The 20,494-nt window shown below is 74.0% G+C and carries 23 protein-coding genes; 9 read left to right on the top strand and 14 right to left on the bottom strand.

Annotated elements, in window-relative coordinates; all coding sequences use genetic code 11:
* Positions 1 to 64: 64 nt before the first annotated feature.
* From ACLQ20_RS26485 to ACLQ20_RS26475, 3 genes are read right to left on the bottom strand one after another with little or no spacing between them, the layout of a single operon-like run.
* The gene (locus tag ACLQ20_RS26485; RefSeq protein ID WP_425857971.1) at positions 65 to 1,234 is read right to left on the bottom strand and encodes an anhydro-N-acetylmuramic acid kinase; all 1,170 of its coding nucleotides are present in this window, start codon (positions 1,232 to 1,234) and stop codon (positions 65 to 67) included.
* A gap of 9 nt (positions 1,235 to 1,243) precedes the next feature.
* On the bottom strand, positions 1,244 to 2,497 hold the full coding sequence (locus ACLQ20_RS26480) for a class I SAM-dependent RNA methyltransferase (RefSeq protein WP_425857970.1): 1,254 nt from the start codon (positions 2,495 to 2,497) through the stop codon (positions 1,244 to 1,246).
* Positions 2,494 to 4,569 (bottom strand): APC family permease, encoded by a 2,076-nt coding sequence (locus ACLQ20_RS26475; RefSeq protein ID WP_151452455.1) that lies wholly within the window; start codon positions 4,567 to 4,569, stop codon positions 2,494 to 2,496. The genes ACLQ20_RS26480 and ACLQ20_RS26475 overlap by 4 nt, the downstream gene beginning before the upstream one ends.
* A 161-nt stretch (positions 4,570 to 4,730) precedes the next feature.
* Between ACLQ20_RS26475 and ACLQ20_RS26470 the strand changes: the two genes are divergently transcribed.
* Positions 4,731 to 5,396 (top strand): potassium channel family protein, encoded by a 666-nt coding sequence (locus ACLQ20_RS26470; protein WP_151452454.1) that lies wholly within the window; start codon positions 4,731 to 4,733, stop codon positions 5,394 to 5,396.
* A 2-nt stretch (positions 5,397 to 5,398) separates the two neighbouring features.
* Positions 5,399 to 6,088, top strand: coding sequence for a potassium channel family protein (locus tag ACLQ20_RS26465; RefSeq protein ID WP_132233250.1), 690 nt, complete (start codon positions 5,399 to 5,401; stop codon positions 6,086 to 6,088).
* Between the two features lie 10 nt (positions 6,089 to 6,098).
* Here ACLQ20_RS26465 and ACLQ20_RS26460 read toward each other — a convergent pair whose 3' ends face one another.
* The 4 genes from ACLQ20_RS26460 to dut form a co-directional block, all read right to left on the bottom strand.
* Positions 6,099 to 6,782: a DUF3159 domain-containing protein gene (locus ACLQ20_RS26460; RefSeq protein WP_151452453.1), complete on the bottom strand. Its 684-nt coding sequence runs from the start codon at positions 6,780 to 6,782 to the stop codon at positions 6,099 to 6,101.
* Positions 6,783 to 6,813: 31 nt separating this feature from the next.
* Complete coding sequence (locus ACLQ20_RS26455; RefSeq protein ID WP_151452452.1) at positions 6,814 to 7,194, bottom strand: OB-fold nucleic acid binding domain-containing protein; 381 nt, start codon at positions 7,192 to 7,194, stop codon at positions 6,814 to 6,816.
* Positions 7,195 to 7,321: 127 nt separating this feature from the next.
* Positions 7,322 to 7,990: a DUF3710 domain-containing protein gene (locus ACLQ20_RS26450; RefSeq protein WP_151452451.1), complete on the bottom strand. Its 669-nt coding sequence runs from the start codon at positions 7,988 to 7,990 to the stop codon at positions 7,322 to 7,324.
* Positions 7,991 to 8,015: 25 nt separating this feature from the next.
* Entirely contained in the window at positions 8,016 to 8,594 is a 579-nt protein-coding gene (gene dut / locus ACLQ20_RS26445; protein ID WP_421457898.1) for a dUTP diphosphatase, read from the bottom strand.
* Positions 8,595 to 8,684: 90 nt separating this feature from the next.
* Here dut and ACLQ20_RS26440 point away from each other — a divergent pair, with 90 nt between their 5' ends.
* Positions 8,685 to 9,185 carry a DUF3093 domain-containing protein gene (locus ACLQ20_RS26440; protein WP_192581218.1) on the top strand — a complete coding sequence of 167 codons (501 nt, stop codon included), beginning with the start codon at positions 8,685 to 8,687 and terminating at the stop codon, positions 9,183 to 9,185.
* A 159-nt stretch (positions 9,186 to 9,344) separates the two neighbouring features.
* Here the strand turns inward: ACLQ20_RS26440 and ACLQ20_RS26435 are convergent, their stop codons facing one another.
* The gene (locus ACLQ20_RS26435) at positions 9,345 to 10,214 is read right to left on the bottom strand and encodes a hypothetical protein (protein WP_425857969.1); all 870 of its coding nucleotides are present in this window, start codon (positions 10,212 to 10,214) and stop codon (positions 9,345 to 9,347) included.
* Between the two features lie 139 nt (positions 10,215 to 10,353).
* Complete coding sequence (locus ACLQ20_RS26430; protein ID WP_013284790.1) at positions 10,354 to 10,650, bottom strand: DUF4193 domain-containing protein; 297 nt, start codon at positions 10,648 to 10,650, stop codon at positions 10,354 to 10,356.
* Positions 10,651 to 11,085: 435 nt separating this feature from the next.
* On the opposite strand from ACLQ20_RS26430, the gene ACLQ20_RS26425 reads away from it, so the two are divergent.
* Positions 11,086 to 11,601, top strand: coding sequence for a LytR C-terminal domain-containing protein (locus ACLQ20_RS26425; RefSeq protein ID WP_192581217.1), 516 nt, complete (start codon positions 11,086 to 11,088; stop codon positions 11,599 to 11,601).
* 44 nt (positions 11,602 to 11,645) lie between these two features.
* Here ACLQ20_RS26425 and ACLQ20_RS26420 read toward each other — a convergent pair whose 3' ends face one another.
* Complete coding sequence (locus ACLQ20_RS26420; RefSeq protein ID WP_151452448.1) at positions 11,646 to 12,461, bottom strand: inositol monophosphatase family protein; 816 nt, start codon at positions 12,459 to 12,461, stop codon at positions 11,646 to 11,648.
* A 288-nt stretch (positions 12,462 to 12,749) separates the two neighbouring features.
* Between ACLQ20_RS26420 and ACLQ20_RS26415 the strand changes: the two genes are divergently transcribed.
* Together ACLQ20_RS26415 and ACLQ20_RS26410 are read left to right on the top strand one after the other, a co-directional pair.
* Positions 12,750 to 14,360 (top strand): RNA polymerase sigma factor, encoded by a 1,611-nt coding sequence (locus ACLQ20_RS26415; protein WP_151452447.1) that lies wholly within the window; start codon positions 12,750 to 12,752, stop codon positions 14,358 to 14,360.
* Between the two features lie 244 nt (positions 14,361 to 14,604).
* Positions 14,605 to 14,838 carry a DUF7455 domain-containing protein gene (locus ACLQ20_RS26410; protein WP_074474066.1) on the top strand — a complete coding sequence of 78 codons (234 nt, stop codon included), beginning with the start codon at positions 14,605 to 14,607 and terminating at the stop codon, positions 14,836 to 14,838.
* Between the two features lie 122 nt (positions 14,839 to 14,960).
* Here the strand turns inward: ACLQ20_RS26410 and ACLQ20_RS26405 are convergent, their stop codons facing one another.
* The 3 genes from ACLQ20_RS26405 to ACLQ20_RS26395 form a co-directional block, all read right to left on the bottom strand.
* On the bottom strand, positions 14,961 to 16,691 hold the full coding sequence (locus ACLQ20_RS26405; RefSeq protein ID WP_327030882.1) for a DEAD/DEAH box helicase: 1,731 nt from the start codon (positions 16,689 to 16,691) through the stop codon (positions 14,961 to 14,963).
* Between the two features lie 196 nt (positions 16,692 to 16,887).
* Positions 16,888 to 17,538 carry a trimeric intracellular cation channel family protein gene (locus tag ACLQ20_RS26400; protein WP_151452445.1) on the bottom strand — a complete coding sequence of 217 codons (651 nt, stop codon included), beginning with the start codon at positions 17,536 to 17,538 and terminating at the stop codon, positions 16,888 to 16,890.
* Between the two features lie 40 nt (positions 17,539 to 17,578).
* A complete protein-coding gene (locus tag ACLQ20_RS26395) occupies positions 17,579 to 17,797 on the bottom strand; it encodes a DUF3039 domain-containing protein (RefSeq protein WP_089001394.1) in 219 nt (72 codons plus the stop codon).
* Positions 17,798 to 17,884: 87 nt separating this feature from the next.
* On the opposite strand from ACLQ20_RS26395, the gene ACLQ20_RS26390 reads away from it, so the two are divergent.
* Positions 17,885 to 18,814, top strand: a complete 930-nt coding sequence (locus ACLQ20_RS26390; RefSeq protein ID WP_358116959.1) for a pseudouridine-5'-phosphate glycosidase — start codon at positions 17,885 to 17,887, stop codon at positions 18,812 to 18,814.
* Entirely contained in the window at positions 18,811 to 19,707 is an 897-nt protein-coding gene (locus tag ACLQ20_RS26385; RefSeq protein WP_425857968.1) for a carbohydrate kinase family protein, read from the top strand. Before ACLQ20_RS26390 ends, ACLQ20_RS26385 begins: the two co-directional genes overlap by 4 nt.
* Positions 19,708 to 19,731: 24 nt before the next feature.
* On the opposite strand, the gene ACLQ20_RS26380 is transcribed toward ACLQ20_RS26385, so the two are convergent.
* Complete coding sequence (locus ACLQ20_RS26380; RefSeq protein ID WP_151452442.1) at positions 19,732 to 20,088, bottom strand: DUF3099 domain-containing protein; 357 nt, start codon at positions 20,086 to 20,088, stop codon at positions 19,732 to 19,734.
* Positions 20,089 to 20,194: 106 nt separating this feature from the next.
* On the opposite strand from ACLQ20_RS26380, the gene ACLQ20_RS26375 reads away from it, so the two are divergent.
* Positions 20,195 to 20,482: a hypothetical protein gene (locus ACLQ20_RS26375; protein ID WP_225851882.1), complete on the top strand. Its 288-nt coding sequence runs from the start codon at positions 20,195 to 20,197 to the stop codon at positions 20,480 to 20,482.
* The last annotated feature ends 12 nt before the right edge of the window (positions 20,483 to 20,494 follow it).

The raw sequence follows: 20,494 nt of genomic DNA, 5'->3' as shown, positions 1-20,494 counted from the left end.
GGGTGCTGAGCGCCTGGTCAGCCTGCGGATGGATCGCGGGCGGCCGGGCGCGCGCCTGCGGGAGTCAGGCCGCGATCCGCAGCCGCCGGGGCGCCGGGACGGCCGGGGTGCCCCGGTACGCCGGCCCGGACGGGGTCCAGGAGCCCAGCACGGCGGCCCGGGCGGCGCCGGTCACCGAGGGCAGCGCGCCGGGCAGCCCGTGCCAGGAGAGCCAGCCCAGCAGGGCGAACGCGTAGGCCTCCTTGGCCTGCGCGGGCACCCCCAGCTCGTCGGTGGTGCGCAGCCGCCAGCGCCCCGCCCCGAGGGCCGCCAGCCGGGCGGTCAGGGTGGGGTTGCGCACCCCGCCGCCGGCCGCCACCACCTCCGCCACGCCGTGCCGGTCGCACTCGGCGGCCACCACCCGGGCGGTCAGTTCGGTCAGGGTGGCGAGCACGTCGTCGGCCGGCACCGCCTCGTCGAGGGCGGCCAGCCGGGCGTCCAGGTAGCCGGCGTGGAACAGCTCCTTGCCTGTCGACTTGGGCGGCGGCGCCGCGTAGTACGGCTCGGCGAGCAGCGCGTCGAGCAGCCCGGGGTGCACCCGACCGGCCGCCGCGCGGGCGCCGTCGAGATCGCAGGGCCGCCCGAGGAGGCGGCGGGCCGCCGCGTCGAGCAGCGCGTTGGCGGGCCCGACGTCGTACCCGAGCACCGGCGCGCCCGGCGCGAGCACCGTGAGGTTGGCGATGCCGCCCAGGTTGAGCGCGGCGCGTGGGGCCGCACCGTCTGCCGGGTCGAGCAGCAGCGCGTCGAACGCCGGGACCAGGGGCGCGCCCTGCCCGCCGGCCGCGACGTCCGCCGAGCGCAGGTCGCTGAGCACGGGTACGCCCACCCGGGCGGCCACCCGGGCCACCGCGCCCAGTTGCAGGGTGCCCCGGGCGCGCCCGTCGGCAACCCAGTGGAAGACCGTCTGCCCGGGCGAGACCACCGCGTCGACCGCGCCGCCGGCCAGCTCGACGCCGAGGGCCGCCGCCTCGGCGAAGACCTCGCCGAGGCGGTTGTCCAGCCGGCAGACCGCCTCGATCGTGGTGTTTTCCGGCGGCAGCAGCGCGCCGATGGCGGCCCGCAGCTCGTCGTCGTAGTCGAGGGCGCGGTGCCCCAGCGGGCGCAGCCGCAGCGTGTCCCCGTCGAGGGTGAACTCGGCGGCGGCCACGTCCACCCCGTCGTAGGAGGTCCCCGACATCAGTCCGACGATCTTCATGGCGTCAGGCTAGCGGGCGGCTCCGTCGGGCGGCAGGAGCAGACCGACCAGCTCGAGGTGCTGGGTCATCGGGAACAGGTCGAAGCCGCGCAGCACGGTCAGCCGCCAGCCCAGCCCGGCGAAGGTGCGCACGTCGCGGGCGAAGGCGGCCGGGTCGCAGGCCACGTACGCCACCGCGCGGGGACCGGCGGCCACGATGTCGCGCACCACCCGGGCGCCCGCGCCGGAGCGCGGCGGGTCGAGCACCACCACGTCGACCGGGCCGGTGATCCGGCGGCGGGCCAGCGCGGTCTCCACCCGGGCCGGCACGACCTCCACCCGGGGCAGGTCGCGCAGGTTCTCCCGGGCGGCGGCGACGCCCTGCGCCGCCGACTCGACCAGGGTGACACGGCCCGCGTCGCCGACCCGGCCGGCGAGCGCGGCGGCGAAGAGCCCCGCCCCGCCGTAGAGGTCCCAGGCCCGCTCCCCCGGGCGCGGGTCGACCAGCTCCAGCACGGCGTCGACCAGGGTGTCGGCGGCGGCCGGGTGGACCTGCCAGAACGACGACGCCGGCAGCGTCCACTCCCGGCCGGTGGCCACCTCGCGGACCCGGTCCGGGCCGCTCACCGTGCGGGGCGTCCCGTCGGCGACGGCGGTCACGGCCACGTCCCCGCCGGTGGAGGCGACGGTCTCGACCGCGTCCGCGTCCGGCCAGCGCGCCCCGGTTGGGGCCAGCACGGGCAGCTCGCGGATCGCCGGGTGGGCGATCAGGCAGCGGTCGATCGGGACCACCTCGTGCGAGCGGTGCTTGAGCAGGCCGGCCCGGCCCGCCCCGTCGACGGCGTAGCGGACCCGGGAGCGCCAGCCGAGCGGCCCGCCTGGCAGCGCCTCGACCCGGACGCCGAGGGCGTCCAGCTCGGCCTCGGTGAGCCCGCCGAGGCGGGTGAGCTGCTCGCGCACCACCGCCGCCTTCCAGTCGAGCTGGGCGGCCGGGGCGACGTGTTGCAGGTCGCACCCGCCGCACCGGCCCGGCTTCGCGTACGGGCAGGGCTGCTCGACCCGGTCCGGGGCGGCCTCGAGCACGCTCACCGCGTCGGCCCGGACGAACCCCTTGTGCACCTCGGTGACCTCGGCGACCACCCGCTCGCCGGGCAGCGCGTGCCGGACGAAGACCACCTGGCCGTCCACCCGCGCGACGCAGTGCCCGCCGGGCGCGACCGCCCCCACGGTCAGCTCGACCCGCTCGGCCTCCTCCAGCCCCCGGTCGTTACCGTGCGCCCTCACCGTTCACCTCCACCACTCTGGCCGCTCTCGCCGGGCGGCGCGGACACGACGGGCGGGACGCTCGGCGGCAGGGTGCCGCGCGGCGCGACCCGGGGGCCGCGTGCCGGCCCCCGGCTCAGTGTGGCGTCCAGCCGGTCCAGGTCCTTGCCGGCGGTCGAGGCGAGCTGCCACGGCACGCTGGTCACCATCACCCCCGGTTCGAAGAGCAGCCGGCCTTTCAGGCGCAGCGCGCTCTGGTTGTGCAGCAGGTGCTCCCACCAGCGCCCCACCACGTACTCCGGGATGAAGACCGTGACCACGTCGCGCGGCGACTCCCGGCGGACGCCGGCCACGTAGTTCAGGATCGGGCGGGTGATCTCCCGGTACGGCGAGTCGACCACGGTCAGCGGGACGGGCAGGTCCCGCCGCTCCCACTCCGCCTGCAACTCCCGGGTGTCCTTCTCGTCGACGTTGACGGTCACCGCGGTCAGCGTGTCCGGCCGGGTGGCCCGGGCGTACGCGATCGCCCGCAGCGTCGGCTTGTGCAGCTTGCTGACCAGCACGACGGCGTGGTTGCGGGCGGGCAGCACGGCGCGGCCCTCGTCCGGCGGGGTCAGCTCCGCCGCGACCCGGTCGTAGTGTCGGCGGATGCCCAGCATCAGCACGTAGATCATCGCCATCGCGGCGATGGCGATCCACGCGCCGAGCAGGAACTTGGTGACGAGCACGACGATCAGCACCGCGCCGGTCATCGCCATGCCGAAGGTGTTGATCGCCCGGGAGCGGAGCATCCGCCGGCGCGCCTGCGGGTCCCGCGCGGTCCTCAGGTGCCGGTTCCAGTGCCGGATCATGCCGGCCTGGGAGAGCGTGAACGAGACGAAGACGCCCACGATGTAGAGCTGGATGAGCTTGGTCACCTCGGCCTGGAAGCCGACGATCAGCACGATCGCGGCGACGGCCAGGAAGACGATGCCGTTGGAGAAGGCCAGCCGGTCGCCGCGGGTGTGCAGCTGCCGGGGCAGGTAGCGGTCCTGCGCGAGGATCGAGCCGAGCACCGGGAAGCCGTTGAACGCGGTGTTCGCGGCGAGGAAGAGGATCAGCGCGGTGACCCCGGCGACCACGAAGAGCAGCACCGAGCCGGAGCCGAAGACCGTCTCCCCGAGCTGAGTGGTGACGGTCTTCTGCACGTACCCCTCGGGGCCGGAGATGATCTGGAGCCGCGGGTCCTCGACGAACTGCAGGCCGGTGAGGCGGGACAGCCAGATGATGCCGACCAGCATCGCCACCGAGATGGTGCCGAGCAGCAGCAGCGTGGTGGCCGCGTTGCGGCTCTTCGGCGCCTTGAACGCCGGCACCCCGTTGGAGATCGCCTCCACGCCGGTCAGCGCCGCGCAGCCCGAGGAGAAGGTGCGCAGCAGCAGGAAGACCAGGGCGAAGCCGGTGACGCTGTGCTCGGCCTGGATCTCCAGGCCGGCGCTGGGCGCGCGCAGGTCGTGGCCGAGCACGAACACCCGGACCAGGCCGGTGAGCAGCATCCCGACCATCACGATGATGAAGCCGTAGGTGGGGATGGCGAAGGCCGTGCCGGACTCCCGCAGGCCGCGCAGGTTCACCGCGGTGAGCAGCACCACCGCGGTCACCGCGATCAGCACCTTGTGGGTGGCCACGAACGGCACCACCGAGCCCAAGTTGGCCACCCCGGAGGAGACCGAGACCGCGACCGTGAGCACGTAGTCCACCAGCAGCGCGCTGGCCACCGCGACCCCCGCCCGGGGTCCGAGGTTGACCGTGGCCACCTCGTAGTCGCCGCCGCCCGAGGGGTAGGCGTGCACGTTCTGCCGGTAGCTGGCCACGACGGTGAGCATCACCACCACGACGGCCAGGGCGATCCACGGCGAGAAGAAGTACGCCGAGGCGCCGGCGATGGAGAGGGTCAGCAGGATCTCGTCGGGCGCGTACGCGACGCTGGAGAGCGCGTCGGACGCGAACACGGGCAGCGCGATGCGCTTGGGCAGAAGCGTGTGCTTGAGCCGGTCGGACCGGAACGGTCGACCGAGGAGCAGCCGCTTCAGCAGCGAGGTGGGTCTGGCCACAACGGCCAAGCGTACGACCAGCCGGGTGGGCGTCGTGGGGTGGTCGAGCGCGGCGGGGCGGACCGGCGGAGTACCGTCGGTCCGCACTCGCGCCGGGAACGTGGCAGGCTCGCAGACGGCACGCTCACCGGCCGGTGTGGCGCACCTTGAGGAGGGACGCGGTGCATGTCGTGATCATGGGTTGTGGCCGGGTCGGCTCGACCCTCGCCTACAGCCTGGAGTCCCGGGGGCACTCGGTCGCGGTCATCGACCATGACGCCGACGCCTTCCGCCGGCTCGGCCCGGACTTCGCCGGGATCACCGTCACCGGGGCCGGCTTCGACGGGGAGGTGCTGCGGCAGGCCGGCATCGAGCGGGCGGACGCCTTCGCGGCCGTCTCCAGCGGCGACAACTCCAACATCATCTCGGCCCGGCTCGCCCGGGAGACGTTCGGCGTGTCCCGGGTGGCGGCGCGGATCTACGACCAGCGCCGCGCGCAGGTCTACGAGCGGCTCGGCATCCCCACCGTGGCCACCGTCCGGTGGACCGCCGAACGGATGCTGCGGCACCTGGTGCCGGAGGGGAACGTGGAGATCTTCCGCGACCCGACGAGCACGGTGTCGATCATCGAGGTGCCGGTGCACAAGGACTGGGTCAGCCGGCCGGTACGCGCCCTGGAGGGGGCGACCGGGGCCCGGGTGGCGTACCTGATCCGCTTCGGCATCGGCACGCTGCCGACCCGCTCCAGCGTCGTCCAGGAGGGCGACCAGCTCTTCATGCTGGTCACCGACGACATCGCGGAGACGGTCACGTCGGTGGCGGCGGCGCCGCCGGAAGGAGGGCTGTGAGCATGCGCATCGCCATCGCCGGCGCGGGCAACGTGGGCCGCTCGATCGCGCAGGAGCTGATCGACAACGGCCACCAGGTGATGCTCATCGAGCGCCAGCCCAGGATGCTCCGCCCCGACCGGGTGCCGGCCGCCGACTGGGTGCTGGCCGACGCCTGCGAGCTGGCCAGCCTGGAGGAGGCCGACATCGCCGGTTGCGACGTGGTGGTCGCGGCCACCGGGGACGACAAGGTCAACCTGGTGGTCTCGCTGCTGGCCAAGACCGAGTTCGCGGTGCCCCGGGTGGTGGCCCGGGTCAACCGGGCCGAGAACGAGTGGCTCTTCACCGAGCAGTGGGGCGTCGACGTCGCGGTGAGCAAGCCGCGGGTGATGGCGGCCCTGGTCGAGGAGGCGGTCACCGTCGGCGACCTGGTCCGGCTGATGACGTTCCGGCAGGGCGAGGCGAACCTGGTGGAGATCACCCTGCCGCCGACCGCCCCGTACGTCGGGGAGCCGTTGCGCGCGGTCCCGCTGCCCCGCGACTCGGCGCTGGTGGCGATCCTGCGCGGCAAGCGGGTGCTGGTGCCCACGCCGGACGACCCGTTGGAGGCCGGCGACGAGCTGATCTTCGTGTGCACGGCGGAGGTCGAGGACGCGGTCCGCGCGGTGGTGCTCGGGGCGGACAGCGTCGAGCGCACCCGCGAGCAGCGCTGAGGCGGCGGTCTCAGCCGCCGGGCAGCGCCTCGGACTCCGCCTCCCGGGTGACCCGGCGGACCGTCCAGACCGTGATCAGCAGCAGCAGCACGTACGGCGGGTAACCCAGCACCAGCCGCGCCACGCCGAGCGCCGTGTCCTGGTGGGCGAGGTAGAGCCCCGCCTGCACGCCCACCTTGGCCAGCCACACCACGCCCCACAGCACGGTGAGCCCGGTGAAGGTGCGTACCAGGCGCGGATCGTCGCGCCACTCCGAGCGGCCCTTGGCCACCAGCACCGACCAGATCCACCCCACGAGGGGCTGCCGGAGCGCCGCCGAGAGCAGCAGGGCCAGTCCGTAGCCGATGCCGTAGAGGATGCCGGGAAGGTAGAAGTCGCGTTCGTCGCCGGTGCGCCAGGCGATCGCGGCGCCGACGGCGACGCCGAAGAGCCCGTTGACCGCGTGCCGGACCGGGCGGCGCTGCGCCAGCCGGAGCCCGGCGATCGCGAGGGCCACCGCCACCGAGGCGATCACGGCGGGCCGCAGCTCGCCGATGATGTTGGCCAGCACGAAGACGACCACCGGGATGCTGGACTCGACCAGGCCCCGCCAGCCGCCGAGCTGGTCGGCCATCTGCTCGGCGAGGGTGGGCAGCGGCTCCTCGCCCTGCGGGTCGCTCTCCGGCTGTGCCGCCCGGTGCTGTCCCGTCGTCATCGCACGCCTTCCGTCCGCCGCGGCCACCGGATCACTTCGGCGGTTCCAGCTCGTAGTACGGGTTGTAGATGACCTTGCGGTCGTCGCGCACCGCCACCCGGCCGCGCGCGGTCAGGTGCCGGCCGGGCTCGATCCCGGCGATGTGCCGCCGGCCCAGCCAGACCAGGGTGACCACGTCGCTGCCGTCGTAGAGGTCCGCCTCCAGCGTGGGCAGGTTGGTCCGCGGGGTGTAGACGACCGTACGCAGCCGACCGGCCACCGAGACCACCTGGCCCCGCATGCACTGCCCGGCCGGTACACCGCCGTGCTCGGCGCTCTCCCGGCGCAGCTCCTGCGCCTCGATCTCCGCCTCGCTCGCCGTCAGCCGTCGCAGCATGCGGCGCAGCGGACCCCGGCCCTCGTCGGTCGACATGACCTCCGCGTCACCCTCTCCACGCTGGGCCGACGCGTCGCCGGCACCCGGGACGACCCCGACGACGCCGGAACCGTCCCGCCAGCGTACGCCGACGGGGCCGGTCCCGGCGCGTCGTGACGGTCGGTCAGGCCTCGCGGGGCGCGGGCGCGGGGTTGCCGTCGGCCGGTGCCTCGGTGCCCGCCTGGTCGGCCACCTCGCGGGGCAGCCGCAGCGGCAGCGGCTCGCGCACCGGCTTGGCCTCCTGGCCCCGGTCGACCACCAGGCCGTCGAGGCACTCGGCCAGCGGGCCGGCGGCGGCCGGGTCGGTGGCCACCTCGCCCTGGTAGACGCCGCGGACCATCCAGCGCGGCCCGTCGATGCCGACGAACCGCAGGGCGGTCAGCCCGTCCGGGGTACGCACCCGGGCGTGCAGCTCGGTGCCGTACTCGCCCTGGACCTCCTGGGCCGCCGCGCCGTCGTTGAACAGCGACTGGCGGATCTCCTCGCGCACCTCGTCCCAGATGCCCTCGGAGCGCGGCGCGGCGAAGACGCCGAGTTGGAGCGCGTTCGGACCGTGCACGAGCACGACCTGCTGGATCACGCCCTCCGGGTCGGCCTGCACCCGCACCTCGACGTCCCGCACCGCCGGGATGTGCAGGCTGCCCAGGTCGAGCCGCTGCACCCCCTCGGGCGCCTCGGAGATGTCGTACGGGCCGCGGGCCGGGGTCGACTCCTCGTGCGAGTCGAGGACCTCGGTCGTCCGCTCGTCACGGGCGTGCCGTCCGGCACTGTCCCGCTTCCGGGAGAAGATCACTGCGCCAACCCTCCGCTGTTCGCTCTCACCCTGCCACCTCTTCCGTCCGGCCGCCTGCCCGGTCCCGCTCTTCCCGTCGCACGTCCGGCGACCGCCGTCCGTCCGGTGCCTCCGGGGCCGCGTCCTGCCCGCCGTCCGCCGGGGACGGCACCAGGCCGGCGTGGCCGCCCGTGGAGCCGTGGCCGCCGGTCCCGCGCCGGGACGCGGGCAGCTCGGCAACCGGCCGGAAGTCCGCCCGCGCCACCCGCTGCACGACGAGCTGCGCGATGCGGTCACCACGGGAGATCTTCGCCGGTGTCTCCCGATCATGGTTGATCAGGTTGACCAGGATCTCACCCCGGTAGCCGGCGTCGACCGTACCGGGCGCGTTGAGCACCGTCACGCCGAGTCTGGCGGCGAGCCCCGAACGGGGGTGGACCAGGCCCACGTACCCCTCGGGCAACGCGATCGCCACGCCGGTCGGGACCAGGGCCCGGCCGCCGGGTGGCAACTCGACGTCCGCCGCGGCCACCAGGTCCGCGCCGGCATCGCCGGGATGGGCGTACGCCGGCAGCGGCAGCTCGGGGTCGAGCTGCCGTACGGGCACGGGTACGACGTCGGTCACGGTTCTCCTCTTCCGTCCGTTTCCTGGGGTGACCCTGCCATCCTGCCGGTTCCGTCGCCCGTCGTGCGCCGTACCCTCGCAGGAGTGAGCCTGTCACCATCCTCGCCGTCCCCGGCGCCGCCCGCGGCGGTGCCCCCGCAGCACGCCGAGCGGCTCGGTCTGCCCTGGTGGCTGTGGCTGGGTGGCCTGGCTGCGGCCACGCTGCTGGCCCTCGAGGTCTGGATGGGCGCCCCCGGCGTCCGCGCCTGGCTGCCCTTCGTCGTGCTGCTCCCGGCGACCGTCGCCGGCCTGGCCTGGCTGGGCCGGATCCGGATCGCCGTACGCGACGACGAGCTGCGGGTGGACGACGCCCGGCTGCCGGTCCGGTTCGTCGCCGACGTCGTCCCGTTGGACGCCGCCGGCCGGCGTGAGGTGCTCGGGGTCGGCGCCGACCCGCTGGCGTTCGTGGTGCAGCGGCCGTGGATCCCCGGCGCCGTGCAGGTGGTCCTCGACGACCCGGCCGACCCCACCCCGTTCTGGGTGGTCAGCACCCGGCACCCGGTCGAGCTGGCCGAGGCGCTCCTCGCCGCCCGCGACGCCGCCCGGGCCTGAGTTCGTCCGGCGCCCGGTCGCGCCGTCCCGCTGCCCGACGCCGGTCCCTCCGCTCGGGCCCCGGCCGCCCGGGCGCTGTCCGTCCGGCCGCTGCCCGTTCGCTCCGACGCTGTCCGGCGGCGTTCGGGACCCTGCCCGTGTTCGGTGCCGGTTGCCCGCTCAGCGGACGCCGGGGAGGGCCGGCGGGGCGTCCGGCAGGGCCTTGGCCTGGCGACGCAGGTCGCTGCGGAGCTGGTCCGCCATGGTCCGGGTGGCCCGGCGGTTGAGGTAGCTGGCCACCGCCGCCCCGGTGAGGAAGGGCCCGAGGGTGGTCAGGTTGCGGCCGAAGCGCTTGAGCAGCGTGTCCCGAAGCTCCTTGCGCGCGGCGGTGCCCAGCACGGCGCCCACCCCGACACCGGGCATCATCGGGTTGATCCCCCGCTGGCCGGCCCAGGACTGCACCAGCGCGACGGCCCGCTGGGTGCCGCCGCTCGGCACCGGGACCCCGTAGACCTCGTGCAGTTCGCCGATCAGCTTCAGCTCGACCGCCACCACGGCGACCGTCTCGGCGGCCAGCAGGACCGGCGCGGAGAGCAGGGTCGGGGCGACCGCCCACTCGACCGCCGCCACTCCCCCGCCGGCGGCGCCGATGCCGGCCGTCGTCCGCGCGGCGTTGCGGACCAGCCGCTCGGCCAACGCCTCGCCGTCCAGGCCGTCGAAGTGCCGGCGCAGGGTGGCCAGGTCGCGTACGGGCACGTGCGGGGCGACCTCGGCGACCGTGTCGACCATCCAGCGCACCGCGCTCTTCGGCTTGAACAGGTCGGTCAGCCCACGCGCCCGCGCCTGCCCGACGAGCCGGCCGAGCAGTTGCCGCCGGCGCGCCGGCTCGACGTCGTCGGCGGTCAGGGCCGCGACGGTGGCACCCAGCTCGTCCGTGCCGCGCGCGGGCACCGCGTCGGCATGGTCGTCCCGCGCGACGGGGTCGTCCGCGCCGTCGGCGCGGCCCTGGTCCGCGCCACGCGTGCCGCCGGACTCGCTCCGCTCGCTCATGGACCGACCTCCCGAATGGACCGACGTCGTCATGACGGTCACCCGTCAACGAGTCAAGCAGGTCCCCGGGAATGCCGCACGGCGACTCGGGCAGCGGCGGCCCCGACGAGGGAGCCGCCGCTGGTGCGGACGCACGGTGTCAGACGCACTCGCGGCAGATCAGGTCGCCGTTACGCTCGACCGCCAACTGGCTGCGGTGGTGCACCAGGAAGCAGCGGGCGCACCGGAACTCGTCCTGCTGCATCGGCAGCACCTTGACCGTGAGTTCCTCGTCCGCCAGGTCGGCGCCGGGCAGCTCGAAGCTCTCGGCCACCTCGGCCTCGTCGACGTCCACGGCGCCCGACTGTGAGTCGACGCGTCGGGCCTTGAGCTCTTCCAGGCTGTCCTCGCCGAGGTCGACCTCGTCGCGACGCGGGGCGTCGTAGTCGGTGGCCATCGGTTTCACTCTCCCATATCGATGTTGTCGCTTCCGGTTGTAACGCCGGACGACGCTGTTTCGGTTCCGCTGGCCGGCCACCACTTGTGTCGGTCACCCGACCCGAAGACAGCACGGACGGAGGCATCCCCAAGGAACACCCGACGAGCGCGGAACCATACCCCCCCATTTGGCGAGGCATGTATACCGCCCTCGTGGCTGAGATGTACGCCCCCGCACGCGAAGTTGTTCCCAATGTGACTCAGGCGACACGAAGATAGGGGTAGTACTACCCGGTTCCCGGATGGCGCGCCGGCATGTCCGGCTGTTTCCACGCGACGGCCGGACAACCGTTAACCTCAGCGGCGTACTCGACGGCCGGCGGGGCGGCCCGACCACCGGCGGCCGCCACCACCCACCCACTGTCCGGGGAGCACCCTGATGAGCTTTGCACGAGTGCGAGCACTCGTTGTCGTCGGCCTGCTGGCGGTGCTGGCCCTCGTCTTCGTGGTCGTCGCACTGGTCCGCGACACCCAGAGCAGCGCCGGCCTCGCCGGAGGCTGCCCCGAGGGCTGGCCGATGGCCGACGTGACCCTGCGGGAACCCAAGGACGTCAAGATCAACGTCTACAACGCGACCGACGAAGCGGGTCGGGCCAGCACCGTCGCGGACGACTTCCGCAACCGTAAGTTCCAGGTCAAGAAGGTCGGCAACGAGAAGAAGCACATCGACGACATCGCGGTCCTGCGCTACGGCCCGAAGGGCGTCGGCTCGGCGCACCTGCTGCGGGCGTACTTCCTCGACAACGCCGAGTGGGACTACGACGCCAAGCGCACCGACGACGTCGTCGACGTGGTGCTCGGCGGCGGCTTCCAGCAGCTCGCCACCACCACCGAGGTCAACCAGTCCCTGGGCGACCTCGGCGCGCCGGTCGCACCGGCCGAGTCCTGCCCGATGTCCGAGGACGACTGACCACGCCGTGCCCCCGGTCCCGCCGGGGGCACGGCGCCGGCCGGTCAGGGACCGCCCGAGGCGTCCAGGTCCGCGAGGCGGTCGTGCAGCGGCTTGAACAGCGCCGCCGGCGCGGCGATCACCAGGTCCGGGCCGGCCGGCAGCCCGCCCAGCCCGGCGACCAGCAGCCCGGCCTCGGTCGCCACCAGGGCACCGGCGGCCTGGTCCCAGGCCGCGAGCCCCTTCTCGTAGTAGGCGTCCACCCGCCCCTCCGCCGCCAGGCAGAGATCCAGCGCCGCGGCGCCGAACCGACGGATGTCCCGGATGTGCGGGATCAGCTCGGCGACCACCCGGGCCTGGTGCGCCCGGCGCCCCGGGTCGTAGCCGAATCCCGTGGCGACCAGCGCCTGGCCGAGATCGGTCTCCGTGGAGCAGCGCAGCCGCTCGCCGTCGCGCCAGGCGCCCCCGCCGGCGGTGGCCGTCCACTCCTCGCCGGTGCTGACGTTGCGCACCACCCCGGCGACCACCTCGCCGTCGACCTCGGCGGCGAGCGACACCGCACAGTGCGGGATCCCGTAGAGGTAGTTGACCGTGCCGTCGATCGGGTCCACGATCCAGCGGACGCCGCCGGGGGCGACCGGGCCGGTCTCCCCCGCCCCGTACTCCTCGCCGAGGACGGCGTCGCCCGGCCGCAGCCGGCGCAGCGCGTCGATCACCTGCCGCTCGACCGCCCGGTCGGCGGCGGTCACCACGTCGGTGACCGTGCTCTTGGTGGCCGCCACCGACACGCCCTCGACCCTCATCCGGTACGCGGTGGCGGCCGCGTCCCGGGCCACCTCGACCGCGATGTCCAGCAGTTCCGCCGGCGCCGAGCGATCCATCGTTCGTCCCCTTCCCGCACGGCCGGGGTGTTCCGGGTCACGCGCTGTACCATCCTTACAAAGTCCACATCTACGTCGAATCGGCGGTCCCCGCCGCCGGTCCGCCGTGCGGCGCGGGATGATCGCCGCAGACGGCGTTACAATTCACCCCTGCCCACGCTGCGACGGACCGCCAACGACCGGCCGGCCCGGGACACGGGGGTCCCTCAACCACATCGCCCGGCAAGGTGCCCCGCTCTGCGTCGGACGACCCGGCCGTGCTCGCTCTTCGCCTCCGGAAGGTCATTCGTGACAGAACCCCGCCAGACCGGCGCCGACGTTCGCTCGCTCACCGACACTCTGATCGCCCACGCGCAGAGCGCCGGCGGCCAGCTCACGTCGGCTCAGCTCGCGCGCACCGTCGAGTCCGCCGAGGTGACTCCGGCCCAGGCCAAGAAGATCCTGCGGGCGCTCTCCGAGGCGGGAGTGACCGTGGTGGTCGACGGCTCGGCGAGCACCCGCCGCCGCGTCGCCGCCGCCCGATCGGCCACTCCCGCGTCCCGGGCCACCACCGCCAAGACCACCAAGAAGGCCGTCGCGCCCGCCCCGAAGCAGGCGCCCGCCGCGGACGAGGCCCCGGCGCCGGCCCCGCGCAAGGCCGCCCCGCGCAAGGCCACCGGCACCACCGCCGAGGTGGCCGCCAAGGCCGCCGCGCCCGCGAAGGCGACCAAGGCGACCCGGGCCACCAAGGCGACGGTCGCGGCGGCCGGCGCCAAGCCGGCCAAGGCCGGCGGCAAGGCCAAGGGCGAGGGCGCCGAGGGCGACATCGACCCGGAGGAGCTCGCCGCCGCGATCGAGGACGTGGTCGTCGAGGAGCCGGCGGAGCTGACCCGCGCCGCCGAGACCGACGCCGCCAACTCGGCCAGCGACAACGACTTCGAGTGGGACGACGAGGAGTCCGAGGCGCTCAAGCAGGCGCGTCGCGACGCGGAGCTGACCGCCTCCGCAGACTCGGTCCGGGCCTACCTCAAGCAGATCGGCAAGGTCCCGCTGCTCAACGCCGAGCAGGAGGTGGAGCTGGCCAAGCGGATCGAGGCCGGGCTCTACGCCGCGGAGCGGCTGCGGGCTGCCGACGAGGGCGAGGAGAAGCTCACCCGCGAGATGCAGCGGGACCTGGGCTGGATCTCGCGCGACGGCGAGCGCGCCAAGAACCACCTGCTGGAGGCCAACCTCCGGCTGGTGGTCTCGCTGGCCAAGCGCTACACCGGTCGCGGCATGGCCTTCCTCGACCTGATCCAGGAGGGCAACCTCGGCCTGATCCGCGCGGTCGAGAAGTTCGACTACACCAAGGGCTACAAGTTCTCCACGTACGCCACCTGGTGGATCCGGCAGGCGATCACCCGGGCCATGGCCGACCAGGCCCGCACCATCCGCATCCCGGTGCACATGGTCGAGGTCATCAACAAGCTCGGCCGCATCCAGCGCGAGCTGCTCCAGGACCTGGGCCGCGAGCCCACCCCGGAGGAGCTCGCCAAGGAGATGGACATCACACCGGAGAAGGTGCTGGAGATCCAGCAGTACGCCCGGGAGCCCATCTCGCTGGACCAGACCATCGGCGACGAGGGCGACAGCCAGCTCGGTGACTTCATCGAGGACTCCGAGGCCGTGGTCGCGGTCGACGCGGTCTCGTTCTCGCTCCTGCAGGACCAGCTCCAGCAGGTGCTGCAGACGTTGTCCGAGCGTGAGGCGGGGGTGGTACGCCTGCGCTTCGGGCTGACCGACGGTCAGCCGCGCACGCTGGACGAGATCGGCCAGGTCTACGGGGTGACCCGGGAACGCATCCGGCAGATCGAGTCCAAGACGATGTCCAAGTTGCGTCACCCGTCGCGTTCGCAGGTGCTCCGGGACTACCTGGACTGATCGCGATCGTCAACCGAACGTGTCGTTTTGACCACCTGGCGTGCAACGTCGGAAGGTGATCGTTCGGTTGCACGATTGTGATCGTTGACGTGGCACCCTTGGTGCACGGCACACTGTCCCTGCCATGTGTGACCTCGGTCCCCCGCGGGCACACAGGGAAGGCAGCGCCGGGACAGGGTGTTGCACGATAGGTGAGCAAAGACCGAAGAGAGTGTTCATCGGTGACGACCAGAGGAGGAAGGCGATGACCCCGACCCTCACGCCGCCGCCCGAGACGGTGGCTCCCCCAGCCGCCGATGAACGGTGCGACCGCTGCAATGCTGCCGGCAAGCTCCGGATCACTCTGGCGGGTGGGAGCGAGCTGGTGTTCTGTGGGCACCACGCGAACAAGTACGCGGAGGATCTCGTGAAGATCACCGTGCGGTTCGCGACGGACCCGGAGTTCAGCTGGCGTGGCGCCGATCTGATGGCGAACTGAGATCCGCAAACCCACGACATAGCCGGCCGGAGGCCCCCTGAGGGGGCCTCCGGCCGGCTTTTGCGTCTCCCCCGCCCGGCACGCCCGATACCGGGCACCGGTGGCGGGCCGGTCGACAGCCGTCAGAGGGTCTGGACGGTGGCGATGCGTTCCTCGAGCTGCTCGATGGTGGCCTGGGCGCTCGGCGGGCCGCCGCAGAGGCGGCGCAGCTCCGCGTGGATCTTCCCGTGCGGCTGCCCCGTGCGGTGGTGCCGGGCGGCCACGAGGCCGTTCAGTTGGCGGCGTAGGGCGACCCGACGCTGGGCGGCACTCATTGGTGCCGGCGGCGCCGTGGGCGCCGCAGCGGCCGCCTCAGCCGGCCTGGCGGCCCGGCGGCGCTGGGCCGCGAGCTGTTCCTGCTGCCGCTTGGTCAGCAGCAGGGCCACCTGGTCGGCGGTGAGCAGCCCGGGCAGGCCCAGGTACTCCTCCTCCTCGGGGGTGCCGGCCTGGGCGGCGGTGCCGAACGAGGCGCCGTCGAAGATCACCTGGTCCAGCTCGGCCGTGGCGGAGAGCGCGGCGAAGCGCTTCTCCAGCTCGCCGCTGGCCTGGTCGTCGCGCTGGGCGCGCTCCAGCAGGTCGTCGTCGAAGCCCTCGCGCTCCTTGGGCTTGCCGAGCACGTGGTCCCGCTCGACCTCCATCTCGCTGGCCAGCCCGAGCAGGTGCGGCACGCTGGGCAGGAAGACCGAGGCGGTCTCGCCGGGGCGGCGGGCGCGGACGAACCGGCCGATCGCCTGCGCGAAGTAGAGCGGGGTGCTGGCGCTGGTCGCGTAGACGCCGACCGCCAGCCGGGGGATGTCGACGCCCTCGGAGACCATCCGGACCGCCACCAGCCAGCGCTGCTCGGACGCCGCGAACGTCGCGATCCGCGCCGAGGCGCCCACGTCGTCGGAGAGCACCACCGCCGCGCGCTCGCCGGTCACCTGCGCGATGAGTTTCGCGTACGAGCGGGCGGTCTGCTGGTCGCTGGCGATGATCAGCCCGCCGGCGTCGGGCATCCCCGCGTTGCGCAGCACGGTCAGCCGGGCGTCGGCGGCCCGCAGCACCTGCGGCATCCAGTCGCCGGCCGGGTCCAGCGCCGTACGCCACGCCTGCGCCACGAGGTCCTGGGTCATCGGCTCGCCGAGCCGCGCCGCCAACTCCTCCCCGGCGTTGGTGCGCCACCGCGTCTCCCCCGAGTACGCCAGGAAGAGCACCGGCCGCACGACGCCGTCGCGCAGCGCGTCGGCGTAGCCGTAGACCGAGTCGGCGCGGGAGCGCAGCAGCCCGTCGCCGCCCCGCTCGTACTCGACGAACGGGATCGGGTTGTCGTCGGAGCGGAACGGGGTCCCGGTGAGCATCAACCGGCGCTCGGCGCCCTCGAAGGCCGCCTTCACCCCGTCGCCCCAGGAGCGGCTGTCCCCGGCGTGGTGGATCTCGTCGAGGACGACCAGGGTGCGCCGGGTGAGGGTGCGCCGCTTGTGCACGTGCGGCGCCATGCCCACCTGCGCGTACGTCACGACCGCGCCGTGGAAGTCGGCGGAGGAGTGCAGGTCGGCGTTGCGGAAGGCGGCGTCGAGCTGGATGCCGACCCGGGCCGCCGCCTGCGCCCACTGGGTCTTCAGGTGCTCGGTCGGCGCCACCACGGTCACCGCCTCGACGGTGCCGTCGGCGAGCAGCTCGGCGGCGATCCGCAGGGCGAAGGTGGTCTTTCCGGCGCCGGGGGTGGCGACCGCCGTGAAGTCGGGGTCCCGCCGACGCAGGTACTCCACGAGTGCCTTGCGCTGCCATGCGCGCAGTGCCGGAAACGTCTCGATCGCCGGCAACCGGGCCGCCACGGGAAGCTCCTCTCCGACCGCCTGACGGCGGACCCCGGGCGAGGGCCACGGGTACCGCCGCCCATGAAAACGCCTCCGCGCAGTGGGTGCCGCGAAGGCCGACCCAGCATAACCAGCGCCGCCCCGCCGGGCCCACGCGACATACGGGCCACGCCGGTCCCACCGCCCCGCGCCCGGTCACGAGCGCCGCCCTGAGTCACTCCCGCCGGCCGCGCATGCCCGTCCTGGACGGCCGCGTGGTCGGCACCGGCGCGGACCACCGGCGGCGCAGCGACACCAGGCGCAGCAGGAAGACGAAGACCGCCGCGGCCGTGAGCCAGCCGGCGTTGGCGTGCCCGAGGGCGTCCAGCAGCACCACGAGGATCGAGCCGGCGAGCGCGGCGACGGCGTAGATCTCCCGCCGCAGCACCACCGGGATCTCGGCGGTGAGCAGGTCCCGCCCGAGGCCGCCGCCGATCGCGGTGAGCATGCCGATCACGCAGGCCCCCACCGCCGGCACCTGGGCGTCGAGGGCCTTGACCGTGCCGGTGACCGTGAACAGCGCCAGCCCGGCCGCGTCCAGCACCAGCACAGTGGTGCGCAGCCGGGCGAACTGGGGGTGCAGCCAGAAGACGGCCGCGGCGGTGACGGCGGCCGTGGCGGCGTACCGCCAGTCGCCGAAGGCCAGCGGCGGCGCCTCGTCGATCGCCAGGTCCCGGAAGATCCCGCCACCGAGCGCGGCCACGAAGCCGACGAAGACGACGCCGAAGAGGTCGAGCCGTTTGGCCACCGCCGCGGAGGCCCCGGAGGCGGCGAAGACCGCCACCCCGGTGAGGTCGGCGAGGAGCAGGGCGGTGGAGGTGGTCACCGGCGAAGGTTACGTGCGCGACCGGGAGGGTCGCCCACGCTCACTCGCCCCAGGAGTCGTAGATCTCCTTGCACTTCGGGCAGACCGGCGAGCCGGGCTTGGCGGCCTTGGTGACCGGGAAGGTCTCCCCGCACAGCGCGACGACGAAAGTGCCCATGACGGCGCTCTCGGCGATCTTCTCCTTGCGCACGTAGTGGAACATCTCGGGACCGGTGTCGGCGTCCTTCAGCTCCGGACGCTCGAGAACCTCTGTGCTCACTTCTGCACCTCCGACCGTCAAGTCTGGCAGGTCACCCCCGCTCCGGTCCACTTCAGGTCGCCCGGACAGGGGCCGTACGGTGGTGACGTGACCGACTTTCACATCCGCTACGGCAGCGAGGTTGCCGACGCCCTGCGCGACGGGCGTCCCGTCGTCGCCCTGGAGAGCACCATCGTCTCGCACGGCCTGCCCCGGCCGGACAACCTGCGGGTGGCCCGCGAGATCGAGCAGGCCGTCCGGGACGCGGGCGCGGTCCCGGCGACCATCGGCATGGTCGGCGGGCGGCTGGTGGTGGGCCTGGACGACGCGGAGCTGACCCGGCTCGCCACCGTCGACGGGGTCGCCAAGCTCTCCGTACGCGATCTCGCCGTCGCCGCCGCGACCGGCGCGGACGGCGCCACGACCGTGGCCGCGACCAGCGCGGTGGCCGACGCCGCCGGGATCGGCGTGTTCGCCACCGGCGGCCTCGGCGGGGTGCACCGGGAGGCGGCGCAGACCTTCGACGAGTCCGCCGACCTGGTCACCCTGGCCCGTACGCCGATCGCGGTGGTCTGCGCCGGGGTCAAGTCGATCCTCGACGTGGGCGCGACCCTGGAGCGGCTGGAGACCCTCGGCGTCGGGGTGGTCGGCTTCCGGACCCGGCGTTTCCCCGGGTTCTTCATCACCGACGGCGGCTTCGACCTGGACTGGTCGCTGGACTCCCCGGAGCAGGTCGCGGACGTGCTGGCGGCCCGCGAGCAGCACGGCGCACACCACGGCGGCCTGATCGTGGCCAATCCGCTGCCGACCGACGAGCAGCTCGACCCGGAGCTGCACGACCGGACCCTCGCCGACGGGCTGGCCCTGCTGGAGCGCGACGGGGTGACCGGCAAGGCCGTGACGCCCTACCTGCTCGCGCACTTCCACTCGGCGACCGAGGGGGCGAGCCTGGCGGTGAACGTCCGGATCATCCTGCGCAACGCCGACCTCGCGGCCCGGATCGCCGTCGCCGCGGCCGCCCGCCGCGCCGGGGCATGACCGCAGGCCGCGTCCTCGTCGTCGGTGACCTGATCACCGACGTGGTGGCGGTGCTGGCGGGGCCGGTGGCCACCGGGTCGGACACGCCGGCGGCGATCCGGTTCAGCGGCGGCGGGCAGGCCGCCAACACCGCGGCCTGGCTCGCCGCGCAGGGCGTACCTGTCACGCTGGTCGGCGCCGTCGGCGACGACGACGCCGGGCGGGACCGGGTGGCCGAGCTGGAGCGGGCGGGGGTCGACTGCGCGACGCGGGTGTGCCCGGACCGCGCCACCGGGACGGTCATCGTGCTGGCCACTGCCAGGGAGCGGTCGATGATCACCGAGCGGGGCGCGAACCTGCGGTTGACCCCGGGGGACGTCGACGCGGCCCTGACGGCGACGCCGGACGCGCGGCACCTGCACCTGTCCGGGTACACCCTGCTGGACGCCGAGTCCCGACCGGCGGGGCTGCGGGCGTTGGCTGCCGCCCGCGAGCGCGGGCTCACCACCAGTGTCGACGCGGCCTCCGCGGCCCCGCTGCGGCGGGTCGGCGCGGCGGCCTTCCTGTCCTGGGTACGCGGGGTCGACCTGCTCCTGGTCAACGCCGACGAGGCGACGGTGCTGGCCGGCGGGCTGGACCCGGCGGCGCAGGGGCGGGCGCTGTCGGCCTCCGCCCGGCGGATCGTCGTCAAGCAGGGCGAGGCCGGGGCGGTCTGGGTGGACCGGGACGCCTCGGTGGCGGTGGCGCCGGCCCGCCGGGTGTCGGTGGTCGACGTCACGGGGGCCGGGGACGCGTTCGCGGCCGGGCTGCTGGCCGCCTGGCTCGACGGCGCGCAGCCGGCGGTGGCGCTGGGCCGCGCCGGCGATCTCGGCGCCCTCGCGGTCTCCCAGATCGGCGCCCGCCCCTCCCCCTGACCTCGGGCCGGAGGGTGGGGTGGATCAGGGCTCGACGTCGATGATCTTGTGCGGACGTTCCTCGGCGGTGAGGCTCATCGGCGGGGTCTCGTCCCGGTGCCGCGGCTGGAAGCGGTTGGCCAGCCGGTGCTCCTCCTTGGGCGGGCGGTCGTTGGCCAGCAGCACGGCCAGCCACGGAATGAGCACCATGCCCAGGGCCACCATCGGCAGCCAGAGCCAGAGCAGTGGGGCCTGCACGCCGACCAGGACGGCACCGACGATCACGCAGGCCACCCGGATGCCCATCATCAGCACGTAACGCTTCTGACGGCTGGTGAGCTGGTCGTCCTGGCTGCGCGAGGCGTCGGTGATCAGGATCGGCTGGTACGCCTGACGCTTCACCACGGACCTCCTCGAGGGGGTTACGCCCCATCCTGTCACCTGCGGCGCGTGATCAGCGAAAATCGCTCGACCCGGCCCCGTGTTACCTGCGTGGTACGCTCGCGCCGTGGGCAGCAGGTTCAGCTTCACCGACGAGGCGTTGGCCAACCTGAGGGTCTACGACGTCACGCCCGGGGAAGTCTGGGAGGCGCTGCACAGCACCCGCCGGGTGATCCGACACCTCGGCGACGACGTGATGGTCGTCTACGCCGCCGCCCGCCGGGGGCGCCGGCTGGCCGTGCTGCTCGCCGAGGCCGACGGCACCGACAACGACTGGGACATCCTCTCCGCCCGCGAGCTGAGCGACGTCGAGGCGAAACGCTACGACGAGGCCGTGCGGAGATCTCGCCGATGAGGAGGCGGTGAC

The sequence above is a fragment of the Micromonospora sp. DT46 genome (assembly GCF_049841735.1).
Lineage (GTDB): Bacteria > Actinomycetota > Actinomycetes > Mycobacteriales > Micromonosporaceae > Micromonospora > Micromonospora reichwaldensis.
The sequence above is the reverse complement of the archived record's forward strand: the minus strand, read 5'-3'. Positions and strand labels throughout refer to the sequence as shown.

What these genes read in the sequence shown, in the direction of transcription:
- ACLQ20_RS26435 (WP_425857969.1), bottom strand. Translation starts at nt 10,214, where the DNA reads ATGAGCGAGCGGAGCGAGTCCGGCGGCACGCGTGGCGCGGACCAGGGC.
- ACLQ20_RS26410 (WP_074474066.1), top strand. Translation starts at nt 14,605, where the DNA reads ATGACCCCGACCCTCACGCCGCCGCCCGAGACGGTGGCTCCCCCAGCC.
- ACLQ20_RS26420 (WP_151452448.1), bottom strand. Translation starts at nt 12,461, where the DNA reads ATGGATCGCTCGGCGCCGGCGGAACTGCTGGACATCGCGGTCGAGGTG.
- ACLQ20_RS26430 (WP_013284790.1), bottom strand. Translation starts at nt 10,650, where the DNA reads ATGGCCACCGACTACGACGCCCCGCGTCGCGACGAGGTCGACCTCGGC.
- ACLQ20_RS26460 (WP_151452453.1), bottom strand. Translation starts at nt 6,782, where the DNA reads ATGACGACGGGACAGCACCGGGCGGCACAGCCGGAGAGCGACCCGCAG.
- ACLQ20_RS26385 (WP_425857968.1), top strand. Translation starts at nt 18,811, where the DNA reads ATGACCGCAGGCCGCGTCCTCGTCGTCGGTGACCTGATCACCGACGTG.
- ACLQ20_RS26465 (WP_132233250.1), top strand. Translation starts at nt 5,399, where the DNA reads ATGCGCATCGCCATCGCCGGCGCGGGCAACGTGGGCCGCTCGATCGCG.
- ACLQ20_RS26485 (WP_425857971.1), bottom strand. Translation starts at nt 1,234, where the DNA reads ATGAAGATCGTCGGACTGATGTCGGGGACCTCCTACGACGGGGTGGAC.
- ACLQ20_RS26455 (WP_151452452.1), bottom strand. Translation starts at nt 7,194, where the DNA reads ATGTCGACCGACGAGGGCCGGGGTCCGCTGCGCCGCATGCTGCGACGG.